Source organism: Nonomuraea sp. NPDC050153 (assembly GCF_044460125.1).
GTDB lineage: Bacteria > Actinomycetota > Actinomycetes > Streptosporangiales > Streptosporangiaceae > Nonomuraea.
In genome coordinates, this window is the sequence record NZ_JBITJQ010000014.1 from 218,282 (window position 1) to 236,738 (window position 18,457).

The 18,457-nt window shown below is 70.3% G+C and carries 19 protein-coding genes; 6 read left to right on the top strand and 13 right to left on the bottom strand.

The window, feature by feature from the left end; translation table 11 throughout:
• Positions 1–69: 69 nt before the first annotated feature.
• Complete coding sequence (locus tag ACIBQ1_RS31610) at positions 70–423, bottom strand: hypothetical protein (RefSeq protein ID WP_397282943.1); 354 nt, start codon at positions 421–423, stop codon at positions 70–72.
• 36 nt (positions 424–459) lie between these two features.
• Here ACIBQ1_RS31610 and ACIBQ1_RS31615 point away from each other — a divergent pair, with 36 nt between their 5' ends.
• Positions 460–1,653, top strand: coding sequence for a PP2C family protein-serine/threonine phosphatase (locus ACIBQ1_RS31615; protein ID WP_397282944.1), 1,194 nt, complete (start codon positions 460–462; stop codon positions 1,651–1,653).
• Between the two features lie 100 nt (positions 1,654–1,753).
• On the opposite strand, the gene ACIBQ1_RS31620 is transcribed toward ACIBQ1_RS31615, so the two are convergent.
• The 3 genes from ACIBQ1_RS31620 to rho form a co-directional block, all read right to left on the bottom strand.
• On the bottom strand, positions 1,754–3,526 hold the full coding sequence (locus ACIBQ1_RS31620) for a S9 family peptidase (protein ID WP_397282945.1): 1,773 nt from the start codon (positions 3,524–3,526) through the stop codon (positions 1,754–1,756).
• Between the two features lie 144 nt (positions 3,527–3,670).
• Positions 3,671–4,711 carry a putative RNA methyltransferase gene (locus tag ACIBQ1_RS31625; protein WP_397282946.1) on the bottom strand — a complete coding sequence of 347 codons (1,041 nt, stop codon included), beginning with the start codon at positions 4,709–4,711 and terminating at the stop codon, positions 3,671–3,673.
• Positions 4,712–4,799: 88 nt separating this feature from the next.
• Positions 4,800–5,903: a transcription termination factor Rho gene (gene rho / locus ACIBQ1_RS31630; RefSeq protein WP_397282947.1), complete on the bottom strand. Its 1,104-nt coding sequence runs from the start codon at positions 5,901–5,903 to the stop codon at positions 4,800–4,802.
• A 409-nt stretch (positions 5,904–6,312) separates the two neighbouring features.
• On the opposite strand from rho, the gene ACIBQ1_RS31635 reads away from it, so the two are divergent.
• From ACIBQ1_RS31635 to ACIBQ1_RS31645, 3 genes are read left to right on the top strand one after another with little or no spacing between them, the layout of a single operon-like run.
• Positions 6,313–6,462, top strand: a complete 150-nt coding sequence (locus ACIBQ1_RS31635; protein ID WP_397282948.1) for a hypothetical protein — start codon at positions 6,313–6,315, stop codon at positions 6,460–6,462.
• A 9-nt stretch (positions 6,463–6,471) separates the two neighbouring features.
• Entirely contained in the window at positions 6,472–7,212 is a 741-nt protein-coding gene (locus ACIBQ1_RS31640) for an MBL fold metallo-hydrolase (protein WP_397282949.1), read from the top strand.
• Positions 7,213–7,236: 24 nt separating this feature from the next.
• Positions 7,237–8,139: a TolB family protein gene (locus ACIBQ1_RS31645; RefSeq protein WP_397282950.1), complete on the top strand. Its 903-nt coding sequence runs from the start codon at positions 7,237–7,239 to the stop codon at positions 8,137–8,139.
• Positions 8,140–8,142: 3 nt separating this feature from the next.
• Here the strand turns inward: ACIBQ1_RS31645 and ACIBQ1_RS31650 are convergent, their stop codons facing one another.
• Positions 8,143–10,044: a nitrate- and nitrite sensing domain-containing protein gene (locus ACIBQ1_RS31650; RefSeq protein WP_397282951.1), complete on the bottom strand. Its 1,902-nt coding sequence runs from the start codon at positions 10,042–10,044 to the stop codon at positions 8,143–8,145.
• 62 nt (positions 10,045–10,106) lie between these two features.
• On the opposite strand from ACIBQ1_RS31650, the gene ACIBQ1_RS31655 reads away from it, so the two are divergent.
• Complete coding sequence (locus ACIBQ1_RS31655; RefSeq protein WP_397282952.1) at positions 10,107–10,520, top strand: hypothetical protein; 414 nt, start codon at positions 10,107–10,109, stop codon at positions 10,518–10,520.
• A gap of 1 nt (position 10,521) precedes the next feature.
• Here the strand turns inward: ACIBQ1_RS31655 and ACIBQ1_RS31660 are convergent, their stop codons facing one another.
• On the bottom strand, positions 10,522–10,878 hold the full coding sequence (locus tag ACIBQ1_RS31660; protein ID WP_397282953.1) for a hypothetical protein: 357 nt from the start codon (positions 10,876–10,878) through the stop codon (positions 10,522–10,524).
• Between the two features lie 74 nt (positions 10,879–10,952).
• Between ACIBQ1_RS31660 and ACIBQ1_RS31665 the strand changes: the two genes are divergently transcribed.
• A complete protein-coding gene (locus ACIBQ1_RS31665; protein WP_397282954.1) occupies positions 10,953–11,480 on the top strand; it encodes a DUF6886 family protein in 528 nt (175 codons plus the stop codon).
• On the opposite strand, the gene ACIBQ1_RS31670 is transcribed toward ACIBQ1_RS31665, so the two are convergent.
• The 7 genes from ACIBQ1_RS31670 to xylA form a co-directional block, all read right to left on the bottom strand.
• Positions 11,455–12,417, bottom strand: a complete 963-nt coding sequence (locus tag ACIBQ1_RS31670; RefSeq protein WP_397282955.1) for a ketopantoate reductase family protein — start codon at positions 12,415–12,417, stop codon at positions 11,455–11,457. The two genes, ACIBQ1_RS31665 and ACIBQ1_RS31670, sit on opposite strands and share 26 nt — an antisense overlap.
• A gap of 12 nt (positions 12,418–12,429) precedes the next feature.
• Entirely contained in the window at positions 12,430–13,158 is a 729-nt protein-coding gene (locus ACIBQ1_RS31675) for a glycosyltransferase family 2 protein (protein ID WP_397282956.1), read from the bottom strand.
• 62 nt (positions 13,159–13,220) lie between these two features.
• Positions 13,221–13,751 (bottom strand): AAA family ATPase, encoded by a 531-nt coding sequence (locus ACIBQ1_RS31680; protein ID WP_397282957.1) that lies wholly within the window; start codon positions 13,749–13,751, stop codon positions 13,221–13,223.
• Positions 13,748–15,349, bottom strand: a complete 1,602-nt coding sequence (gene lysS, locus ACIBQ1_RS31685) for a lysine--tRNA ligase (protein WP_397282958.1) — start codon at positions 15,347–15,349, stop codon at positions 13,748–13,750. The genes ACIBQ1_RS31680 and lysS overlap by 4 nt, the downstream gene beginning before the upstream one ends.
• Before the next feature lie 113 nt (positions 15,350–15,462).
• The gene (locus ACIBQ1_RS31690) at positions 15,463–16,563 is read right to left on the bottom strand and encodes a Gfo/Idh/MocA family protein (RefSeq protein WP_397282959.1); all 1,101 of its coding nucleotides are present in this window, start codon (positions 16,561–16,563) and stop codon (positions 15,463–15,465) included.
• Positions 16,560–17,303 (bottom strand): sugar phosphate isomerase/epimerase family protein, encoded by a 744-nt coding sequence (locus tag ACIBQ1_RS31695; RefSeq protein WP_397282960.1) that lies wholly within the window; start codon positions 17,301–17,303, stop codon positions 16,560–16,562. The genes ACIBQ1_RS31690 and ACIBQ1_RS31695 overlap by 4 nt, the downstream gene beginning before the upstream one ends.
• Positions 17,300–18,451, bottom strand: a complete 1,152-nt coding sequence (gene xylA / locus ACIBQ1_RS31700) for a xylose isomerase (RefSeq protein WP_397282961.1) — start codon at positions 18,449–18,451, stop codon at positions 17,300–17,302. The genes ACIBQ1_RS31695 and xylA overlap by 4 nt, the downstream gene beginning before the upstream one ends.
• Positions 18,452–18,457 lie beyond the last annotated feature (6 nt).

Below are 18,457 nucleotides of genomic sequence, written 5' to 3' on the forward strand. Positions count from 1 at the left end.
ACTCGCGGCGGGCTCCGGCGAGTGATTCAAGTCTGTCACGATGAGTAGCTTGTAGTCCTGTCCTTGGATTTACCCCAAGTCAGCGCGAAGTGTGGTAGGCACGGTGGGATGACTGCTTCTCCCCACGCGGTGCTCGCTGCGACGTTCGCGCCGGGCGATACCGCTGTTACGGCTGCTATGAGGTTCACGCGCGAGGTGATGACCGCCTGGGCCACCGGCGGCGTGCTCCATACCGCCGAACAAGTCGCGGGAGATCTGGCCGAGCAGGTCGCTGACGAGCCGTTTGAGGTGATCTGGAAACATCTCGGGGATGCCGTACAGGTCGAACTGAGGCAGCGAAGCCTCTCCCAGGGTGATCCAAAAGCTCCTTCCGCCAACGTCGAAGAGTGGGGAGTCACCTTCACGGGCGATTCCCGTGTCCATTGGGCTAGGCTCACGCTACCTGGCTCCCCGGACAGGGTGGCCGCCGAATGGCTGGAGGAGAGCGCCCGGGGGCCGCACTGGCTCGGGTTTCTGGCCGACGCGAGTGACCTGCTCGCGGGCACGCTCGACCCCGACATGGTACCTGCCCTGGTCGCCCAGGTCGTAGTGCCGCGGCTGTCGAGCTGGTGCGCCGTCTACACCTCCGACAACTCCGTCGGGCCGATGCGGCTGGTCTACCTCTGGCACGCCGACGAGGCCAGGATCGACGGCCTGCGCGAGCAGCTCGCCGACATGAACGTCGCCGCCGCCGACACCAGGGTCACCTCGACCGTCCACCTGGCCGACTCGCAGGTGCTCGCGGTGCCGCTCACGGCGCGCGGGCGCGGCCTCGGCATGATGTGCCTGGGCCGGCCCGACCGCTTCCCCGACGACGTCATCCAGTTCGCCGAGGACATCGGCAGGCGCGCCGCGCTGGCCATGGACAACGCCCGGCTCTACGCCCAGCAGGCCGCCGCCAACCGGGCGCTCCAGCGCAGCCTGCTGCCGCCCAACGAGCCCGAGGTCCCCGGGCTCGACTACGGCGTCATCTACGAGCCCGCCGGCGAGACCAACGAGGTCGGCGGCGACTTCTACGACCTGTTCAAGGCGGGCGACGACTCGTGGCGGTTCGCGATCGGCGACGTGTGCGGCACGGGCCCCGTGGCCGCCGCCGTGACCGGCCTCGCCCGCCACACGCTGCGCCTGCTGGCCCGCGAGGGGTACGGCGTGGCGGCCGTGCTCGGCCGGCTCAACCAGGCGATCTTGGAGGAGGGCGAGCGCGCCCGGTTCCTCACGTTGCTGCACGGTGACATCACGCCCGTGGAGACGGGTCTGGAGGTGCGCCTGGTGTCGGCCGGGCACCCCGAGGCGCTGCGGCTCAAGCCGAGCGGCAAGGTGGAGGCCGTGACCACGCCGCAGTCGCTGCTGGGGGTCTTCCACGAGGTCATGTTCGAGGCCGACACCGTGCACCTGGAGCACGGCGACGTGCTGCTGGCCGTGACCGACGGGGTGACGGAGCGGCGCTCGGGCGGGCGGCTGCTCGACGACGACGGCGGACTGGCCAAGCTGCTGGCCGAGTGCGCCGGGCTCTCGGCCAGGGCGGTGGCCGAGCGCATCCGCAGGGGCGCGGCCGAGTTCGCCTCCGAGCCGAGCCAGGACGACCTGGCCATCGTGGTGCTGCGCGCCCGCTAGCACGGTCAATTGACGCCTCCCTGTGACAGGGTCGACACATGCTGTCACCGGGGGAGGTTGGTCGTCAAGGTAAAAAGTCAGGAAAAATTCTTACAGTGTGTCAAATATCGATGTGATTCACGTGCTTCCTGGCGAATTCCAGCTGGAGCGCGGTCTGCGCGATCCGCTCGGCCACGACGAGCGAGCCGCCGACGGCGTCGTACATGTAGACCTCGTGCTCGCGCCCGTGCTCGGCCAGCTCGGCCACGTACTTCTCGATCTGGCGGAGCGGGCAGCGCGTGTCGTTCTCGCCCGCCAGGATCAGCACCGGGCTCTTGACCTGGTCGACGTAGGTGATGGGGGAGCTGGCCGCGTACTGCTCCGGCTGCTCGTCGGGCGAGCCGCCGAGCAGCGCCCGGTGGTAGGCGCGCAGGCTCTCCGCCTCGTCCTCGTACGAGGTCTGGTGGCAGGCGATCGGCACCGCCGCGATGCCGGCCGCCCACAGGTCCGGCTGCGTGCCGAGGCCGAGCAGCGTGAGGTAGCCGCCCCAGGCCGCGCCCGCCAGCACGATCCTTTCCGGGTCGGCGATGCCGCGGTCGACCACGCACTGGCGTACGGCGGCCACGTCGGCCAGCTCGATGTGCCCGACGTCGCCGCGCAGCGCGTCGCGCCAGGCGGAGCCGTACCCGGTCGAGCCCCGGTAGTTGACCCGCACCACCGCGAACCCCGCGTCCACCCAGGCTGCGACCTCCGGCGAGAACGCGTCGCGGTCTTGTGCCGTCGGGCCGCCGTGCAGCAGGAAGACGGTCGGGTACGGGGCGAGGCCCGTCTCGGGCTTGGAGACCAGCGCGTGGATGCGGCCGCCCTCGCCCTCGACGTCCATGTCCTCGACGGGGACGCTCGGCGGGGCGGGCGGGCCGCCGGGATTGACCACGACCTGGCCGCTGCTGGACCGGATGACCGGCGGGCGCGAGGCGCTGGACCAGGAGTACTCGACGTGGCCGCCGGGCCGGGGCGCCGCCTCGTCGATCACGCCGTGCGGCGTGTCGATGAGCGTCAGGCCGCCGCCCGCGAGGTCGTAGCGGTGCAGGTACGTGCGGGCGCGGTCGTCGCGCAGGAGGAGCAGGCCGCGGCCGTCGTCGTACCACTCGGCGTTGAGGTCGCCGGGGTCCCTCAGCCAGATCTCGCGCTGCTCGCCGCTGACCGGGTCCCAGACCAGGGGCTCGTGCCGCTGTCGGCGCTCGTGCAGGGCCAGCAGGCGGCGGTCGCCGATGACCGGGGCGAAGTGCAGGCCGGTGACGCCCCTGGTGGGCCCGTCGTACAGTTCGCCCACCGTCTCGCCGCTCTGGCGGACGACGCGGAGCGCGGGGTGGCGGAAGTCGCCGTACTCGCCGTGGTTGATCGCGACGAGTGATCCGTCGAGGGACATGTCGGCCACCCAGGCGGCCTCGGTGTGCTCGTACAGGAGGGTCGCCGGACCGCCGACGCGGACGACGTGGATCCTGAACGTGCCCTCGCTGGCCATGCTGATCGCCGCGACGCCCGTCGTGGACAGGGAGATCCCGCCGGGCTGGCCCGGCGGGAGGTCGGGGGCGACCGGCTCGTTGGGGCCGCCGGCGAACGGCTGGCGCCACCACACGCCGAACTCGCCGCCTGCGGTGTCGGCGAACCAGTAGATCCACTGGCCGGTGGGGTCGATGGCGGCGTACGCGGTGCCCTTCGGGCGGTCGGTGACCTGGCGGACGGCGCCCGTCACGCGGTCCCAGGCGTAGACCTCCCAGGTGCCGGTGGCGTTGGAGCGGTAGATGGAGCGGTTGGGGGCCTGGCGCGCCCAGGACGGCAGCGTCATGCGCGACGCGCGGAACCTGGCCTGCCAGCGTTCCTCCGCCTTCATCCGGTGCGCCCCCTCCCATTGATGTCCCGTGCCTCCGGGCGCGGGATGCCGTCCAGTATTGCGCGTGTGCCGGGGAAAAACTCGGAGAATGTGGGGGAATTTCGGACTAAATGCCCCATCAGTAACACCAGTCCCACATGCCCGTCAAGGAACGGGTCTTGATCGGGGTACGGGCTCGAAGATAGACACGTGAAACGCGGCGTGCGTTACTACTTTTTGCTGTCTTTCCATGACATTTCGGGAGAAAAATCCCGCGATTCGCTTGTCAAGCTCGGCCGCGTCGGTATGCCAGGCACTCGGGCCCATCCCGACCACCTGGGCGATGTCGTCATGCCCCAGCTCCATCTCGAACTCGACCGAGCGCCGCTCCACCTCGGCGAAGCCCTCCAGGCTCCGCGCCAGCCTGCGCTCCTTCTCCTCGTCCACGGAGAGCAGCCCGAGCTCCTCGACCAGCGGGCTCAGGTGCCGCCCCGCCGGGGTCACGACCACCGCGACCCCATCGGGCCGCAGGATCCTCCTGAACTCGGGCCCGTTCCTGGGCGCGAACACGTCCATCACCACATCGGCCACCCCATCCTTGATGGGGAGCGGACGCCACACGTCGGCCACGAACGCCCCTGCCCTGGGATGCACCCGCGCCGCCCGGCGTACAGCGTGCTTCGACACATCGAACGCCATCCCGATGCCATCGTTCACCGCGTCCAACGCGGCCGCCAGGTAGTGCCCGGTGCCCGCGCCTGCGTCGACGATCAACGGCGCGGACCTGCCCTCCGCGCGACGATCGCCGTCGTTTTCCGGCTCGTACGCGGGACCCGTCGGTCCAGCGCCGTAACCGGCCTCCACTCCCGCCCCACGGTACGCCCTCAGCTCCGCGCCGTCATTCGTTTCGGTGGAGTACTCACGTTTTGCTGGAACGTTCTTGTCGCATACGTACTTTCGTACGGTTTCTGCTACTGCGTCGTGCAGTGGTGAGTAGTGGCCGGCATCGAGAAATCGCGCCCGCGCAGCCACCATCTCTGGGCTGTCGGCCGTTCCCGGGGGTTTGTTACCGACCAGGAGGCTGACATAGCCCTGCTTGGCCACGTCAAAGCTGTGCCCTTGGGCGCACCGCAGCGCGCCGACGTCGAGCCGGAGAGCGGCTCGGCAGACGGGGCACGCCAGGTATTCGACGATATCGGCCAGCATGCCGCCCATTCTCGTCCACCAACCCGGGACCCTTCCCACGGGGCGGCGCCTTTTTTCTACGGGCCCCGCCACGGCGGGACGGATGAGGTCAGGCGGCGGCGGCTTCGAGGAGGAAGGCGGCGTTGGAGGGGGTGGAGCGGAGTTTGTCGACGAGGAGTTCGAGGCCCTGCTGCTTCTCCAGGGTGGTGAGCATGCGGCGCAGTCGCCACACCACCTGCCGCTCCTCCGTGTGCAGCAGGATCTCCTCCCGCCGGGTCCCCGAGGCGTCCAGGTCGACGGCCGGGAACAGCCGCTGCTCGGCGAGCTCCCGGACGAGGTGGAGCTCCATGTTCCCCGTCCCCTTGAACTCCTCGTACAGGTTGTTGTCCATCCGCGACCCCGTGTCCACCAGCGCGGTGGCGAGGATGGTGAGGGAGCCGCCGCCCTCGACGTTGCGGGCGGCGCCGAAGAAGCGCTTGGGCGGGTAGAGGGCCCCGGCGTCGATGCCGCCGGTGAGGACCCGGCCGCCGCCGGGCGCCAGGTTGTTGTACGCCCGCCCCAGCCGCGTCAGCGAGTCGAGCAGCAGCACGACGTCCTGGCCGGACTCGACGAGCCGCTTGGCGCGTTCGACGGCCAGTTCGGCGACGGCGGTGTGGTCGCGGTCGGGGTGGTCGAAGGTGGAGTAGAAGATCTCGCCGGAGATCGTGGCGCGCATCTCGGTGACCTCTTCGGGCCGCTCGCCCACGAGGAGGACCATGAGGTGCACCTCGGGGTGGTTGCGGGTGATCCCGGCGGCCAGCGCCTGCAGGACCATGGTCTTGCCGGCCTTGGGCGGCGCGACGATGAGGCCGCGCTGCCCCTTGCCGATGGGCGCGAAGAGGTCGATGACGCGCGTGCTGAGCGACTCGGTCTCGATGGTGAGCCGCTCGGTCGGATGTACGGGTGTCAGCTCGGCGAACCTGGGCCGGTCGCGCCACCGCTCGGAGCCGTTGACCGAGGTGACGCCGACGAGCTTGTTGCCGGCGAACGACGCGACGACGCGGTCGCCGGGCCGCAGGTCGAACTGCCGTACCTTGTCGGGTGTGACGCGCACGTCGCCGGGGCCCGGGAGGTGTCCGGCCCGGATGAACGCGGATTTCTCGCGTACGTCCAGGAGGCCCTCCACGTCGTGGACGGGTGCGTCCGTGCGCTGCTCAGGAATGTGTACAGACATGGTGAAACCCCTTCGGGGGAATGCGCCGGACCAGCCCGAAAGCGGTCGGGCGCGGTGCGGAAGAAAGGAAGCCGGGCCCCTGGAGAGAACCGGGGCGAGACTCAGATGAAGACCGGCGGAGCCTAAGCTCGACGCCTGATGGGAAGATACCACACCATCTGGTCCACTAAACGCCTAGCCCTCTTGGGCTATTCCCGGGCCGTTCTCGGAGTTTCTCCCACGGACGCGGGCAGGGGCACGTGACAATGTTCTTCTCGGCACCGTACTGCGAGGAAAATGGCCGCACCCGGTGTTCCGAAGGGCATAGGACCTTCGTCGAAGCAGCGCCATCGTGTCAAGTGACATGCAGGACCCCTGCAACTCGGTGAGGGTTCCATAGAACCAACGAAAACTCCTTGGGGGAGCACCAATGAAGACCGTCAACCACTGCCCGCGGTGCCACCACGAGCTCGACGAGGGCCCGATCATCTACAGGTGCGCGCACTGCTGTCGCGCCGTCTACGCGGCCGACATCGAGAACGAGTTCGTTCCGCGCCGGCCGGTGCCCGTAGCCGCCTAATCTGGCGGAGTGCCGCATACATCGATGAACCTGTCCGGCGTCGAGGTGACACCGCTCTGCGACGCCGTAGGCCCCATGGGAGCGGCGATCCGCCGCCCGCTCGCCGAGATGTTCCCCGGTTCCGGGCTTCGGGACGAGCCCTGGGTCCTGCACTTCCACTGCTACCTGATCCGCGACGCGGCCGGTCGGCTGACCCTCGTCGACACCGGCATCGGTGACGAAGACTCACCGGCCGCGAGCTGGGCGCCGGTTCCCGGCACCCTGGCCGGCGAGCTGGCCGCCGCGGGCGTCTCGCCCGCCGAGATCGGCACCGTCGTCCTCACGCACCTGCACAGCGACCACGCCAGCGGCGTGGTGACCGACGGCAGGCCCGCGTTCGAGAACGCCCGGTACGTCCTCCAGCAGGCCGAGGTGGACGCCGCGCGGGGTCCCGTGCTCGACCGGCTCCTCACCCCGATCAAGGGGCAGCTGCACGTCGTCGAGGGCCAGGCCGAGGTCTCGCCGGGCGTCCACGTGCACCTCGCGCCCGGTCACACCCCGGGTCACCAGATCGCCAGGGTCGGCGACGTGGCCATGACCGGCGACCTCGTGCTCCACCCGGTGCAGCTCGACGACCCGGCCGTCCGGTATGCCTACGACGACGATCAGGAGACGGCCGCCCGCACCCGGGCAGAGGTGCTGGCGACGCTCAGGGCCGAGCGCGCGATTCTCGCGACCGCTCACTTCGGCGAGCCGTTCCTGCGTCTGTGACGTTTCCCGGCACGATGTGTAGCCATGAAGATACGCGTTGTGACCGGCGTCGCACTCGGCGCCGCCCTGGTCATCCCGTCGGCGGCGTCGGCCGCGCCCACGCCTGACCACCTGTCGGGCGCCGCCGTCTACGCGGCGACAGGCAACCAGCTCAGCCGATACTCGGGCAGCGGCGAGTGGCACCCGCTCGCCAGCTTCGGAGCCGCGCAGTTCGCCGCGTCGCCCGACGGCACGAAGGCCGCCTGGATCACCGAGAGCGGCAACCTCAACATCAGGGCGCGCGGCAGGACCAGCACGATCGTCAGCGGGCTCCAGGGCAGCACGCCGTGCCTCACCCCGGTCTGGTCCACGGACTCGGACAAGGTGGCCTACCCGAGCGCGGACGGCACGATCAGGGCCGTCCGGGCCGACGGCAGCAACGCCCCGCGCAGGCTGGGCGTCTCCAAGGGCGTCTGCCACCTCGCCTGGTCGGGCAACGGGCGCTACCTCGCCGGCTACACCAGCACGGGCGACGCCCTCTACCGGCTCGACTCCAAGACGGGCAAGACCGTCATAGTCAGGGGCGTCAGGTCCATCACCCACGTGCAGAGCCTGTCGCCCGACGGCAGCAAGGCGATCGTGGCGCTCCCGGAGAACGCGAACGCGGCCGGCGCCGGCACCTGGCCCGCCACGTTCCGGCCGGTCATCCTGGCGATCCCGACGGGCAAGCGGCAGCAGCTGCCGGTCAAGGGCAACCTGATCGGCGCCACCTACCTGCCGGACGGCCGTCTCGTGGTGCGGACGGCCGCTCCGCACACGCAGTCGGGGAACGCGGGCGGCCACGCCCACAACACGCTGGTCGTGTTCGACAGCGCGGGCAACGAGATCCAGCGGCTGGCCGAACCGCCCAAGGCCAAGAACCAGGCGCTGCTCCAGGTCGTGTCCTAGCGCCTACCGCCGGCTCATGGCGGGCTGATCGGCCAGGAGCGACGAGGGCAGGGAGGCCATCGCGGTCAGGCCGCCGTACGGGGAGGGCGCGAGAGTGACCTTGATGCCGTGCCTGGCCGCGAGCCTGCTCACCACGAACAGCCCGAGCCGGTCGCTCTGCGCCAGGTCGAACTCAGGCATCTTCGCCAGCCGCTCGTTGAGCTCGTCCAGCTCGGCCCTGGGCAGACCGAGGCCGCGGTCCTCGACCTCGATCATCAGCCCGTGCGGGGTGGTCGAGGTCCGCAGGTCCACCCTGGTCTGGGGCGGCGAGAAGAGGGTGGCGTTCTCGACCAGCTCGGCCATCAGGTGGGCCACGTCCGTGACCACCGCGCCGAGCAGCGCGACCGGCGGCGGCTGGAGGATCTCGACCCGCTCGTACTCCTCCACCTCCGCCACGGCCGCGCGCAGCACGTCGAGGATCGGCACCGGGTTGCGCCAGCCGCGCCCGGGCGTCTGGTCCGACAGGATGATGAGGCTCTCGGCGTGCCTGCGCATGCGGGTGGTGAGGTGGTCGAGCTTGAACAGGTCCGCCAGGGTGTCGGGCTCCTCCGTCGCCCGCTCCATGCTGTCGAGCTGGAGCAGCTGCCGGTGCAGCAGCGACTGGTTGCGCCTGGCCAGGTTCACGAAGACCTGGCTGACGCCGTGCCGGAGCCGGGCCTGGCTCACCGCGGCCGCGACGGCCGTGGACTGCACGTCGTTGAACGACTGGACGATGTCGCGTACCTCGGAGGTGTTGGACGCGACCTCGATCGGGGCGACCTCTTCGGCGGTGGGTGGGGCCGTGTTCGTCCGCAGACGCTTGACCAGGCCGGACAATCGCACCTCGGCCAGCTCGGTGGCGGCGTCGCGGAGCCCGGCCAGCTCGCGCACCAGGCGCTTGCGGAAGCGGAGCGAGAGCATGATGGACGCGATGACGGCGATCAGGCCCAGGCCGCCCGCGACCCCGATCTTGATCAGCATGCCGATGGCCGTCGGCGTCACCCGGTTCACGAGGGCCTTGACGGCCAGGGCCTGGTTGCGCTCGACCGCCACCCACAGGTTCTGGCCGTCGATGGGCCAGGTGGCGGCAGTGGCGGGCAGGCCGTTCGTGGCCGCCTGGCCCCTGATGGCGTCCTCGGCGTCCAGGAACTCCTTGTAGACCGGCGACCCGGCCAGCCGCGCGTACGGGCCGCGCAGGTCGCGGTCGAGATGCGAGAGCGCCTGGGAGAACAGCAGCCGCCTGGTGGCCACCATCCCCGTGAACGCCTCGTGCTCCCTGGGCTCCACCCGGCCTCTGGCCAGCACGACCGCGACCAGTGCCCGCTCCCTGGACAGCACGTCCTTGGCCTCGCCCAGCATGGTCACCGCCCTGGCCTGCTTGTACAGGGCCATGTCGGGCACCAGCACCATGGCGTCGTACATGCGGAAGGACGCGTCCACGATCTGGCTGTAGCCGTCGATCACGTCGAGCGGCGCCACGGTCGCGCCGTCCACCTCGCGGCGGACCTCCGCGAGCTGGTCGAGCTTGGCGTTCAGCGTGGTGAGCTGCGAGGTCATCTCCGCTGACAGTTCGCGCTGGGTCTTGGCGAGCGCGCGGAACGTGGCCACGGTCTTGTCGGTCTCACCGCGCTGAGCGGCCACCTTGGCGGCGCCCTGCCCGCTGACCAGGAACTCCACGGAGACCAGCCGTTCGTCCTGCAGCTCGATGTTGACACGCTCGGACGGGTCGGCCAGGTTGGTCGCCAAGTCCTTGATCGCCAGCAGGCGCACTCCGTCGCCGCCGGTCAGGCCCGCGGCGAACGCCCACAGGCCCACGAGGGACAGCAGCGGGACGAGTAGGAGGACGAGGAGTTTCACGGCGATGGGGCGACCACGCGTGGGGGGCATGCGACCTCCGGGTGCAAGATGAGATCGCCTCGCAGAGTACACCCCCCTTTGGAAGGATTTCTGTGCGTCTTCCGCGTTCTTTCTCCGGCTGGACCATCGCGGTCTTCGGATTCCTCGCCTTCGCGCTCGGCCTGCTCGGGTTGGTCTCGCCCGACTCTCTGCTGGCCATGCTGGGTTTCGAGGTGCTCGACGTGCGGCCCACCGGTGATTACACGCTGGTCTATATGGCCGCCTCGTCGATGGCGGCGGTGAACATGGGCGTCTATTACGTTTTCGCGGCTTCTGCCGATTACACGCCGTTCTTCCGGTGGACGGTGCCGTTCAGGCTCGTCACGTTCGCGGTCTTCACCACGCTGGTGGTCACCGGGGCCGCGCCGGCCAAGTTCTTCGGCGTCGGGCTCTGGGAAGGGCTCGGCGCGCTCGTCACGGGGTTCGCGCTCTGGCGCGAGGGCAAGCTGCTGCCCTCGCGCCAGTAAGTCACGGCCTGGTGTCCTCCGAGCCGCGCGCGACCAGGCGGTCGCCCGGCTCGGGGTTGTGTTCCAGGCGCTTCTCCAGCTCGCGCTTCTCGTCCTCCAGCCGGGCCACCCGGCTGGAGGCCTCGGCCCTGGCGCCGCGCAACCGCCGGCGGCGCCTGGCGGACCTGCGCGAGCCCGAGCCGATCAGCCAGATGCCCGCCAGCAGGACGGCCGCGGTGGCCGCGCCCACGAGGAACATCTCCACCTGATCGGGCTCGAAGGTGTACCCGAACAGGATGTACCTGGCGCTCTCCTCAGTCAGGACGAGGGCCACCGCGCCGCCGGCGAGGAGGACCAAGAGCACTCCAAGCAGAACCATCCAACTCACCCCTTGTCGTAAGAGCCCGTTTCCACTGCCCTGACGGAGGCGGGGTATGCGCCATGATTGCAATCATGAGACCTGAGCCGGGGCAGGTGCTCCACTTCTCCGAGGACCCGACGATCGAGCGGTTCGTCCCGCACGTGGCGCCGACGTCCAGCATGAGGGAGCCGTACGTGTGGGCGGTCGATCACGACCGCAGCCCCGACTACTGGTTCCCGCGCGCCTGCCCGCGCGCCCTGGCCTGGGTCGGGCCGCGCACCACCGAGGAGGACACGGCCCGGATCGTCGGCGCGGGGTGCGGCGAGCGGGTGCACGCCATCGAGTACGGCTGGCTCAAGGCGCTCAGGGAGGTCCGGCTGTACGCCTACCGGCTGCCGGCCGACGCCTTCGCGCCCATCGGTGACCCGCCGTCCGCCGTGGTGTCCACGGTCGCCGTGACGCCGCTCGGCCCGCCGGAGCGGGTGGGCGACCTGTTCGAGCTGCACGCGGAGGCGGGGATCCAGCTCAGGGTGCTGCCGAGCCTTTGGCCGTTCTGGGACGAGGTGATCGCCAGCACGCTGGAGTTCAGCGGGATCAGGCTGCGGAACGCCCGTCGATGAGGGCCAGCAGGGTCTCCAGCGGCATCGAGCCGGGCGCCTGCTTCTCCTGCGCGAACCTGTTGGCCTCGCGCCGCAGCACCTCGTTGACCGGGGTGGGCACGCCGTGCAGGCGGCCGAGCAGCACGATCTCGCCGTTGAGGTAGTCGGCCTCGATCGAGCCGGTGCTCCTGGCCAGGCTCTGCCACGACGACCCGCCGCCGCGGACGATGCCCTCGATGGGCAGGATGTCCACCTGGTGGCCGCGCAGGCTCGCCTCTTCCTCGGGCGTGGAGTACGCGATCCCGGCCCGGTCGAGCACGGCTCTGGCCTCGGCCCTGGCTGATTCGACCACCTTGTCCCTGCCGGGAACGTGGCCCAGGAGGGCCTCCACGGCGTTGCCCAGGTTGCTGATCAGCTTGCCGTACTTCCAGCGCATGACGTCGGGCTGGGTCACGCCCACCAGCCCGTGCTTGCCGATGTCGCCGGCGATCCGCTCGGCGAGGTCGTCCACACCCTGGGGATAACGTCCGACGTGGAGCAGGCCCGAGTTCGGGTGACCGTACGCGGCGACGACGCCGGGCTCCATGTGCTGGGCGGGCAGCCACACGCACATGCCGTAAACACGGTCGAACCGCCGCAGGACCATGCGCTCGTTGGCCACGCCGTTCTGGGCGCAGACCACGGGCAGATCGGACGGCCAGCCGGCCAGCGCGGAGAGGGTGTCCTGGGACTTGGTGGCCAGGATCAGCACGTCGTCGTCACGCGCGGGGACAGGGCCGTCGGCGGCGGGGATGTCGAGGGTCTCGGTGTTTCCAGGGGTGATCAGGCGCAGGCCGTCACGCTTGAGCGCCGCGTAGTGGGCGCCTCTCGCGACGAGGAGAACGTCGTGCCCGCCTTGGTGGAGGCGGGCACCGATGGTTCCGCCGACAGCTCCTGCCCCGATCACTATGTAGCGCATTGTCCAAGGATGTCACTTCGCAAGGGCGACTTGGGCCTGCGCCGTCACGGCGGATCCGCGCGTACGCTCCCGCATGATCGTCTTGAGCACGCGCCAGCCGTCGCGCACCGCGTTCAGGTTGCTCACGCCGTGGATGCGGGAGCGCTCGTGGCTGGGGACCTCGTGGATGATGAGGCCGGCCTGGGCGGCGCGGACGTTCATCAGGGTCTCGATCTCGAAGCCGTCGCAGTCGAGGTCGAGGGAGTCGAGGTGGCGGGCCCAGAAGGCGTTGTAGCCGTAGCAGAGGTCCGTGTAGTGGGTGCCGTAGAGGAGGTTCGTGATCCCGGTGAGGACCTTGTTGCCGAGCGAGCGGATCGGGCTGAGGTCGTCCGAGCCGCCACCAGGGGCGTACCTGGAGCCCTTGGCGAAGTCGGCGCCGCTGAGGAGGGTGGAGACGAAGGACTGGATCTCCCGGCCGTCGGTCGAGCCGTCGGCGTCGATCATGACGATGATGTCGCCGCGGGCGGCCTGGAAGCCCTCGATGAGCGCGTTGCCCTTGCCGCGCCGGCTCTGCACGACGACCCGGAGGTCGGGGCGCAGCCTGCGCGCGACGGCGATGGTGTCGTCGGTCGAGTTGCCGTCGACCAGGATCACCTCGTCGATCCAGTCGGGCAGCGTCGCGAAGACGTGGGGAAGGTTCTCGGCCTCGTTCATCGCGGGGACGATGACGCTGACGCTGGTGGCGAAAGGCTGCTTGTTCATGGAATCAAGGTGACTCCACGCGCATGCAAGTCACTTGACGCTGCCTTGCATTGGTCCGTTCTTTATCGGACCTCCGCCTCCGCGGCCCTCGCGATGATCTCGTCGACGGTCTCCTCGGGGGTTTGGCGCGTGGTGTCCAGCCATAGGCCAATGCGCGGGGTCTCGGCCCGCAGCGACTCGTCCAGCTGGGCAATCGTCCAGTCGGCGCCGTATCCGACCTTGGGGCGGGCACGTTCGCGGCGATCGACTTCATCCGGATCAGGAGCCAGGACGATTACATGAAGAGGACGAGTATGAATCAATTTCGTAAACCGTTCCAAGTCCGGGCCAAGAATAACGTCCTGGACTATTGGTGTGAATCCGGCATCGAAATACAGGTCCGCGGTGTTCGCCGCTATCCGGTGACGCAGGTGGAGCTGGCGGAGCGCCTCGTCGTCGAGGTCGGGGGTCATCTCGGCGCGGCCGCTCACGACCATGCGCCGGAACGTGTCCCCGCGCACGTGGGCGGCGCGCGGCAGCCGCTCGGCCAGCGCCTGCGCCACGGTGGACTTGCCGGCGGCCGAGATGCCGGTGATCAGGACGGCGCCGTTCACGCGCCGACCAGCTTCCGCACCCGGTCGGCGCCCACGGACAGCAGCAGCGTGGGCAGCCTGGGGCCGGTGTCGCGGCCGACCAGCAGCCGGTAGAGCAGGGCGAAGAAGGCCCGCTGCGCCGCCTTCAGCTCGGGCGTCGCCTTGGCGTCGGCCGGCAGGCCCGCCTGGAGCTTCGGCACGCCGTACACGAGCGTGGTGAGGCTCTCCAGCGACCAGTCGTCCAGGCCGTCGGACAGCAGCCGCAGCGACTCGCGCTCGGCGTGGCCGAGCGAGTCGAGCAGTTCCTCGTCCGGCTCCTCGCGCACGCGCGTGCGCTCGTCGGCGGGCACGTGGCCGTCGATCCAGCGCTGCGCCCGGTCCAGGCGGGGGCGGGCCTCGTCGAGGCTCTCGATCGCGTCGAGGTCGTGCAGGATCCGCAGGGTCTGCTCGGCGTCGCCGGTCGTGACGTCGGCGATGGAGGCCAGCGTCCGGTAGGGGACCGGGTGCGGGGTGGCGGGCAGCGGTCCCGCCGCGGTGCCCACGGCCCTCCTGTACGCGGCCAGCTCGGCGGGCTGGCCCTGGCCCTCCGCGATCTTGCGGCCCAGGGCGTCCCACTCGTCGTAGAGCCGCTGGATCTCCTGGTCGAAGGCGATCTTGAAGGACTGGGCGGGCTTGCGGCGGGCGTACAGCCAGCGCAGCACCGGCGCCTCCATGATCTCCAGAGCGTCGGCGGGGGTCGGCACGTCGCCCTTGGAGCTGCTCATCTTGGCCATGCCGGTGATGCCGACGAACGCGTACATGGGGCCGATCGGCTGCCGGCCGCCGAACACCTCGCCCACGATCTGGCCGCCGACGATCCACGCCGAGCCGGGCGAGTGGTGGTCGACCCCCGACGGCTCGAAGACCACGCCCTCGTAGGCCCAGCGCATCGGCCAGTCGACCTTCCAGACGAGCTTGCCGTGGTCGTGCTCGGCCAGGCGCACGGTCTCGCCGAAGCCGCACTCGCAGGTGTAGGCCAGCTCGGTGGTCGCGTCGTCGTACGCGGTGACCGTCGTCAGGTCGCGCTCGCACAGGTCGCAGTACGGCTTGTACGGGAAGTACTCCTCCACCTGCTTCGACCGGTAGCGCGAGAGCACGGCGTCGATCCTCGCGCGCTCGCGCACGGCCAGCAGGATCTGCTCGCGGTAGGCGCCGCGCGTGTACTGGTCGGTCTGGCTGATGCCGCGGTATTCGACGCCCAGCTCCTCCAGGGCCCGGATCATAGGCGCCTTGAAGTGCTCGGCCCAGTTGGCGTGCGAGCTCCCGGGAGGGGCGGGCACCGACGTGAGCGGCTTGCCGATGTGCTCGGCCCACGACGGGTCGACGCCCGCGGGCACCCGGCGGAAGCGGTCGTAGTCGTCCCAGGACAGCAGGTGCACGCACTCGACGCCGCGCCGCCGGATCTCGTCGGCGACCAGGTGGGGAGTCATGACCTCGCGCAGGTTGCCGAGGTGGATCGGGCCTGACGGGCTCAGGCCCGAGGCACAGACGATCGGTTTGCCGGGCGCGCGCCGCTCGGCCTCGGTGATGACCTCGTCCGCGAACCTGGAGACCCAGTCGGTCTCGGCACTTTCCGCCATCGCGCCATTCTTGCGCCTCGCTGTCGCCCAAGCCAACGCGTTACCGTTCAAACCCTCCGGGTCGCCGTCCGGGGGTGGCCCACCCGGCGCCGGGGCGGCCGGGTGGGGGTCCGTCAAAGGGTGGCCGCGTGCGGGTCCCAGTCGGCGGGGAACGGGTCCGGAGCGGTCATGGTGGAGGCGATGGGGCGGAACTCCGCGCGTTCGCCCGACTCCGTGATGGCGCACATGAGCTCCAGCACGTGGAAGGCCAGCTCCCCCGACGCCCGGTGCCCGGTGCCCGCCCGGAGCGACCTGGCCAGGTCGAGCACGCCGATGCCGCGCCCGGCAGTGGTGCCCGACACCGGCAGCTCGCGCCAGTCCGGGTCGCGCGGTCCCCGGGCCAGCAGCGGGCCCTCGAACGTGTTCGGGTCGGGGAGCGACAGCGCGCCCTCGGTGCCGATGATCTCGATCGTCCGGCGGGGGATCGGCGAGTCGAAGCTGAACGTGGCCGTCGCCGTCGCCGTCCCCGGGAAGTCGAGCAGCGCGTTGACGTGCGTCGGGACGTCCACCGGGAAGATCTTGCCCTCTTTCGGCCCCGAGCCGACCACGCGCTGCGCGTGTGCCTTGCGGGTGTCGGCCGCCACCCGGGCGACGGGTCCGAGCAGGGACACCAGGGCGGTCAGGTAGTAGGGGCCGAGGTCGAACAGCGGGCCGCCGCCCGGCTGGTAGAAGAACTCGGGGTTGGGGTGCCAGGACTCCGGCCCCAGGTTCTGGATGGCGGCCGTGACCGCGACCGGCTCGCCGATGAGGCCGGAGCGCAGGGCGTGCACGGCCGACTGGAGCCCGGCGCCCAGGAACGTGTCGGGGGCGCCGCCGACCCGCAGGCCCAGGTTCGCGGCCTCGGCCATCACCTTGGCGGCCTCGTCCACGCTCATGGCCAGCGGCTTCTCTCCGTACACGTGCTTGCCGGCGCGCAGCGACTCCAGCGCGACGGCCGCGTGCGCGGACGGGACGGTGAGGTTGACGACGATCTCGACCTCGGGCACCGCCAGGACGGTGGCGAGGGTCCCCGACACGGGCACCCCGTGCTCGGCGGCGACCGCGGCGGCCCGCTCGGTGTCGATGTCCGCCAGACCCAGCACGCGGACGTCGGGGAAGGTGGTGAGGTTTCGGAGGTATTGGCCACTGATGTTCCCGGCGCCGACCAGGGCGACGCCGATGGGGCCGTTGCTCAAGAGCTCTCCAGGGTGGTGAGGTAGGCGTGGCTGTCCGCGAGAGCGGCGAAGATGTCGGTCGCGCACTCGTCGAGCTCGACGATGCGCCAGGCGTCGGGGGCGGCGGCGAGGATCTCGGGCACCGGCATGACGCCCCGGCCCACCGCGGTGTGCGGCTCGCCCTTCACCACCGGGCCGTCCTTGACGTGCAGCGCCAGCGTGCGCTCCGAGAGGCGGCCGAGCAGGGCGGGCACGTCCGCGCCGCCCACCGCCGCCCAGTACGTGTCGATCTCCAGGAACACCTCGGGAGCGAGCAGGTCGGCCAGCGCCTCGATGGCGTGCCGGCCGTCGATCTCGGGCTCGATCTCCCACCAGTGGTTGTGGTAGCCGATCCGCATCCCGTACCTGGCGGCCTGCTCGGCCAGGCCGTTCAGCAGGTCGGCCGTGCGCGAGAGGCCGTCGCGCGTGGTGAACTCCTCGTGCGCGATGCCGCCGGGGATGATCACCAGGTCGGTGCCGACCGTGGCGATGGCGTCGAAGACCTCCGCCGGTTCCTTGCTGAGCAGCGCGTACGCGTGCGTGCTCGACACCGTCAGCCCCAGGTCGTCCGCGACCTCGCGGAAGCCCTTGGGGTCGGTCGTGGGGTCGTAGGGCTCGACGGCCCGGTAGCCGATCTCCGCGATCCGGCTCAGCACCGTGTCGCGGTCGGCGGCCAGCGCGTCCCTGACGGTGTAGAGCTGGACACTGATGGGCTTCGTCATCCGCGTACCCCCATGAGATGCTCCAGCGCGAGCTGGTTGAGCCGGGTGAAGTGGAAGCCGCGGGCGGCGGCCGCCTCGGGGTCGAAGTCGTCCTTGGCCAGGTCGGCCCAGGTCTCGCCCGGCGCCAGCGTAGGCTGGGCGAGCTCGTCCACGCGGGAGGCGCGCAGGGCCTCCTGCACCTCGGGGTCGGCGCGGAAGGCCCGCGACTTCTCCTTGAGGATCAGGTAGGTGCGCATGTTCGCGGCCGCCGAGTCCCACACGTCCTGGGCGTCCTCGGTGCGCAGCGGCTTGTAGTCGAAGTGGCGGGGGCCGTCGTAGCCGTCGTTCTCCAGCAGGTCGACCAGGAAGAACGCGCTCTTGAGGTCGCCGTGGCCGAAGATCAGGTCCTGGTCGTACTTGGGCCCGTGCTGGCCGTTGAGGTCGATGTGGAAGAGCTTGCCGTGCCACAGCGCCTGGGCGATGCCGTGCACGAAGTTGAGCCCGGCCATCTGCTCGTGGCCGACCTCGGGGTTGAGGCCCACCATCTCAGGGTGCTCCAGCTCGTTGATCAGCGCCAGGGCGTGGCCGATCGTGGGAAGGAGGATGTCGCCCCGGGGCTCGTTCGGCTTGGGCTCGATGGCGAAGCGGAGGTCGTAGCCGCGCTCGCGTACGTACGAGCAGAGCGTGTCCAGGCCCTCCTTGTAACGGTCGAGCGCGGCCTTGACGTCCTTGGCCGAGTCCGACTCGGCGCCCTCGCGGCCGCCCCAGCACACGTACGTCCTGGCGCCGAGCGAGGCGGCCAGGTCGATGTTCCTGATCACCTTGCGCAGCGCGTACCGGCGGACGTCGCGGTCGTTGCTGGTGAACGCGCCGTCCTTGAAGACGGGGTGGGTGAAGAGGTTCGTGGTGGCCATCGGCACCTTCATGCCGGTCTCGTCCAGGGCCTTCCTGAACGCGGCGATGGCCTTGTCCCGGTCGGGCTCGACGGCGAGCAGGTCGTCGTCGTGGAACGTGACGCCGTACGCGCCCAGCTCCGACAGCCTGTGGACGCTCTCGACCGGGTCGAGCGGCGGCCGCGAGGCGTCGCCGAAGGGGTCGCGCGCCTGCCAGCCGACCGTCCAGAGGCCGAAGGTGAACTGGTCGGTCGGGGTTGGGGTGAAATCAGACATTTGAGG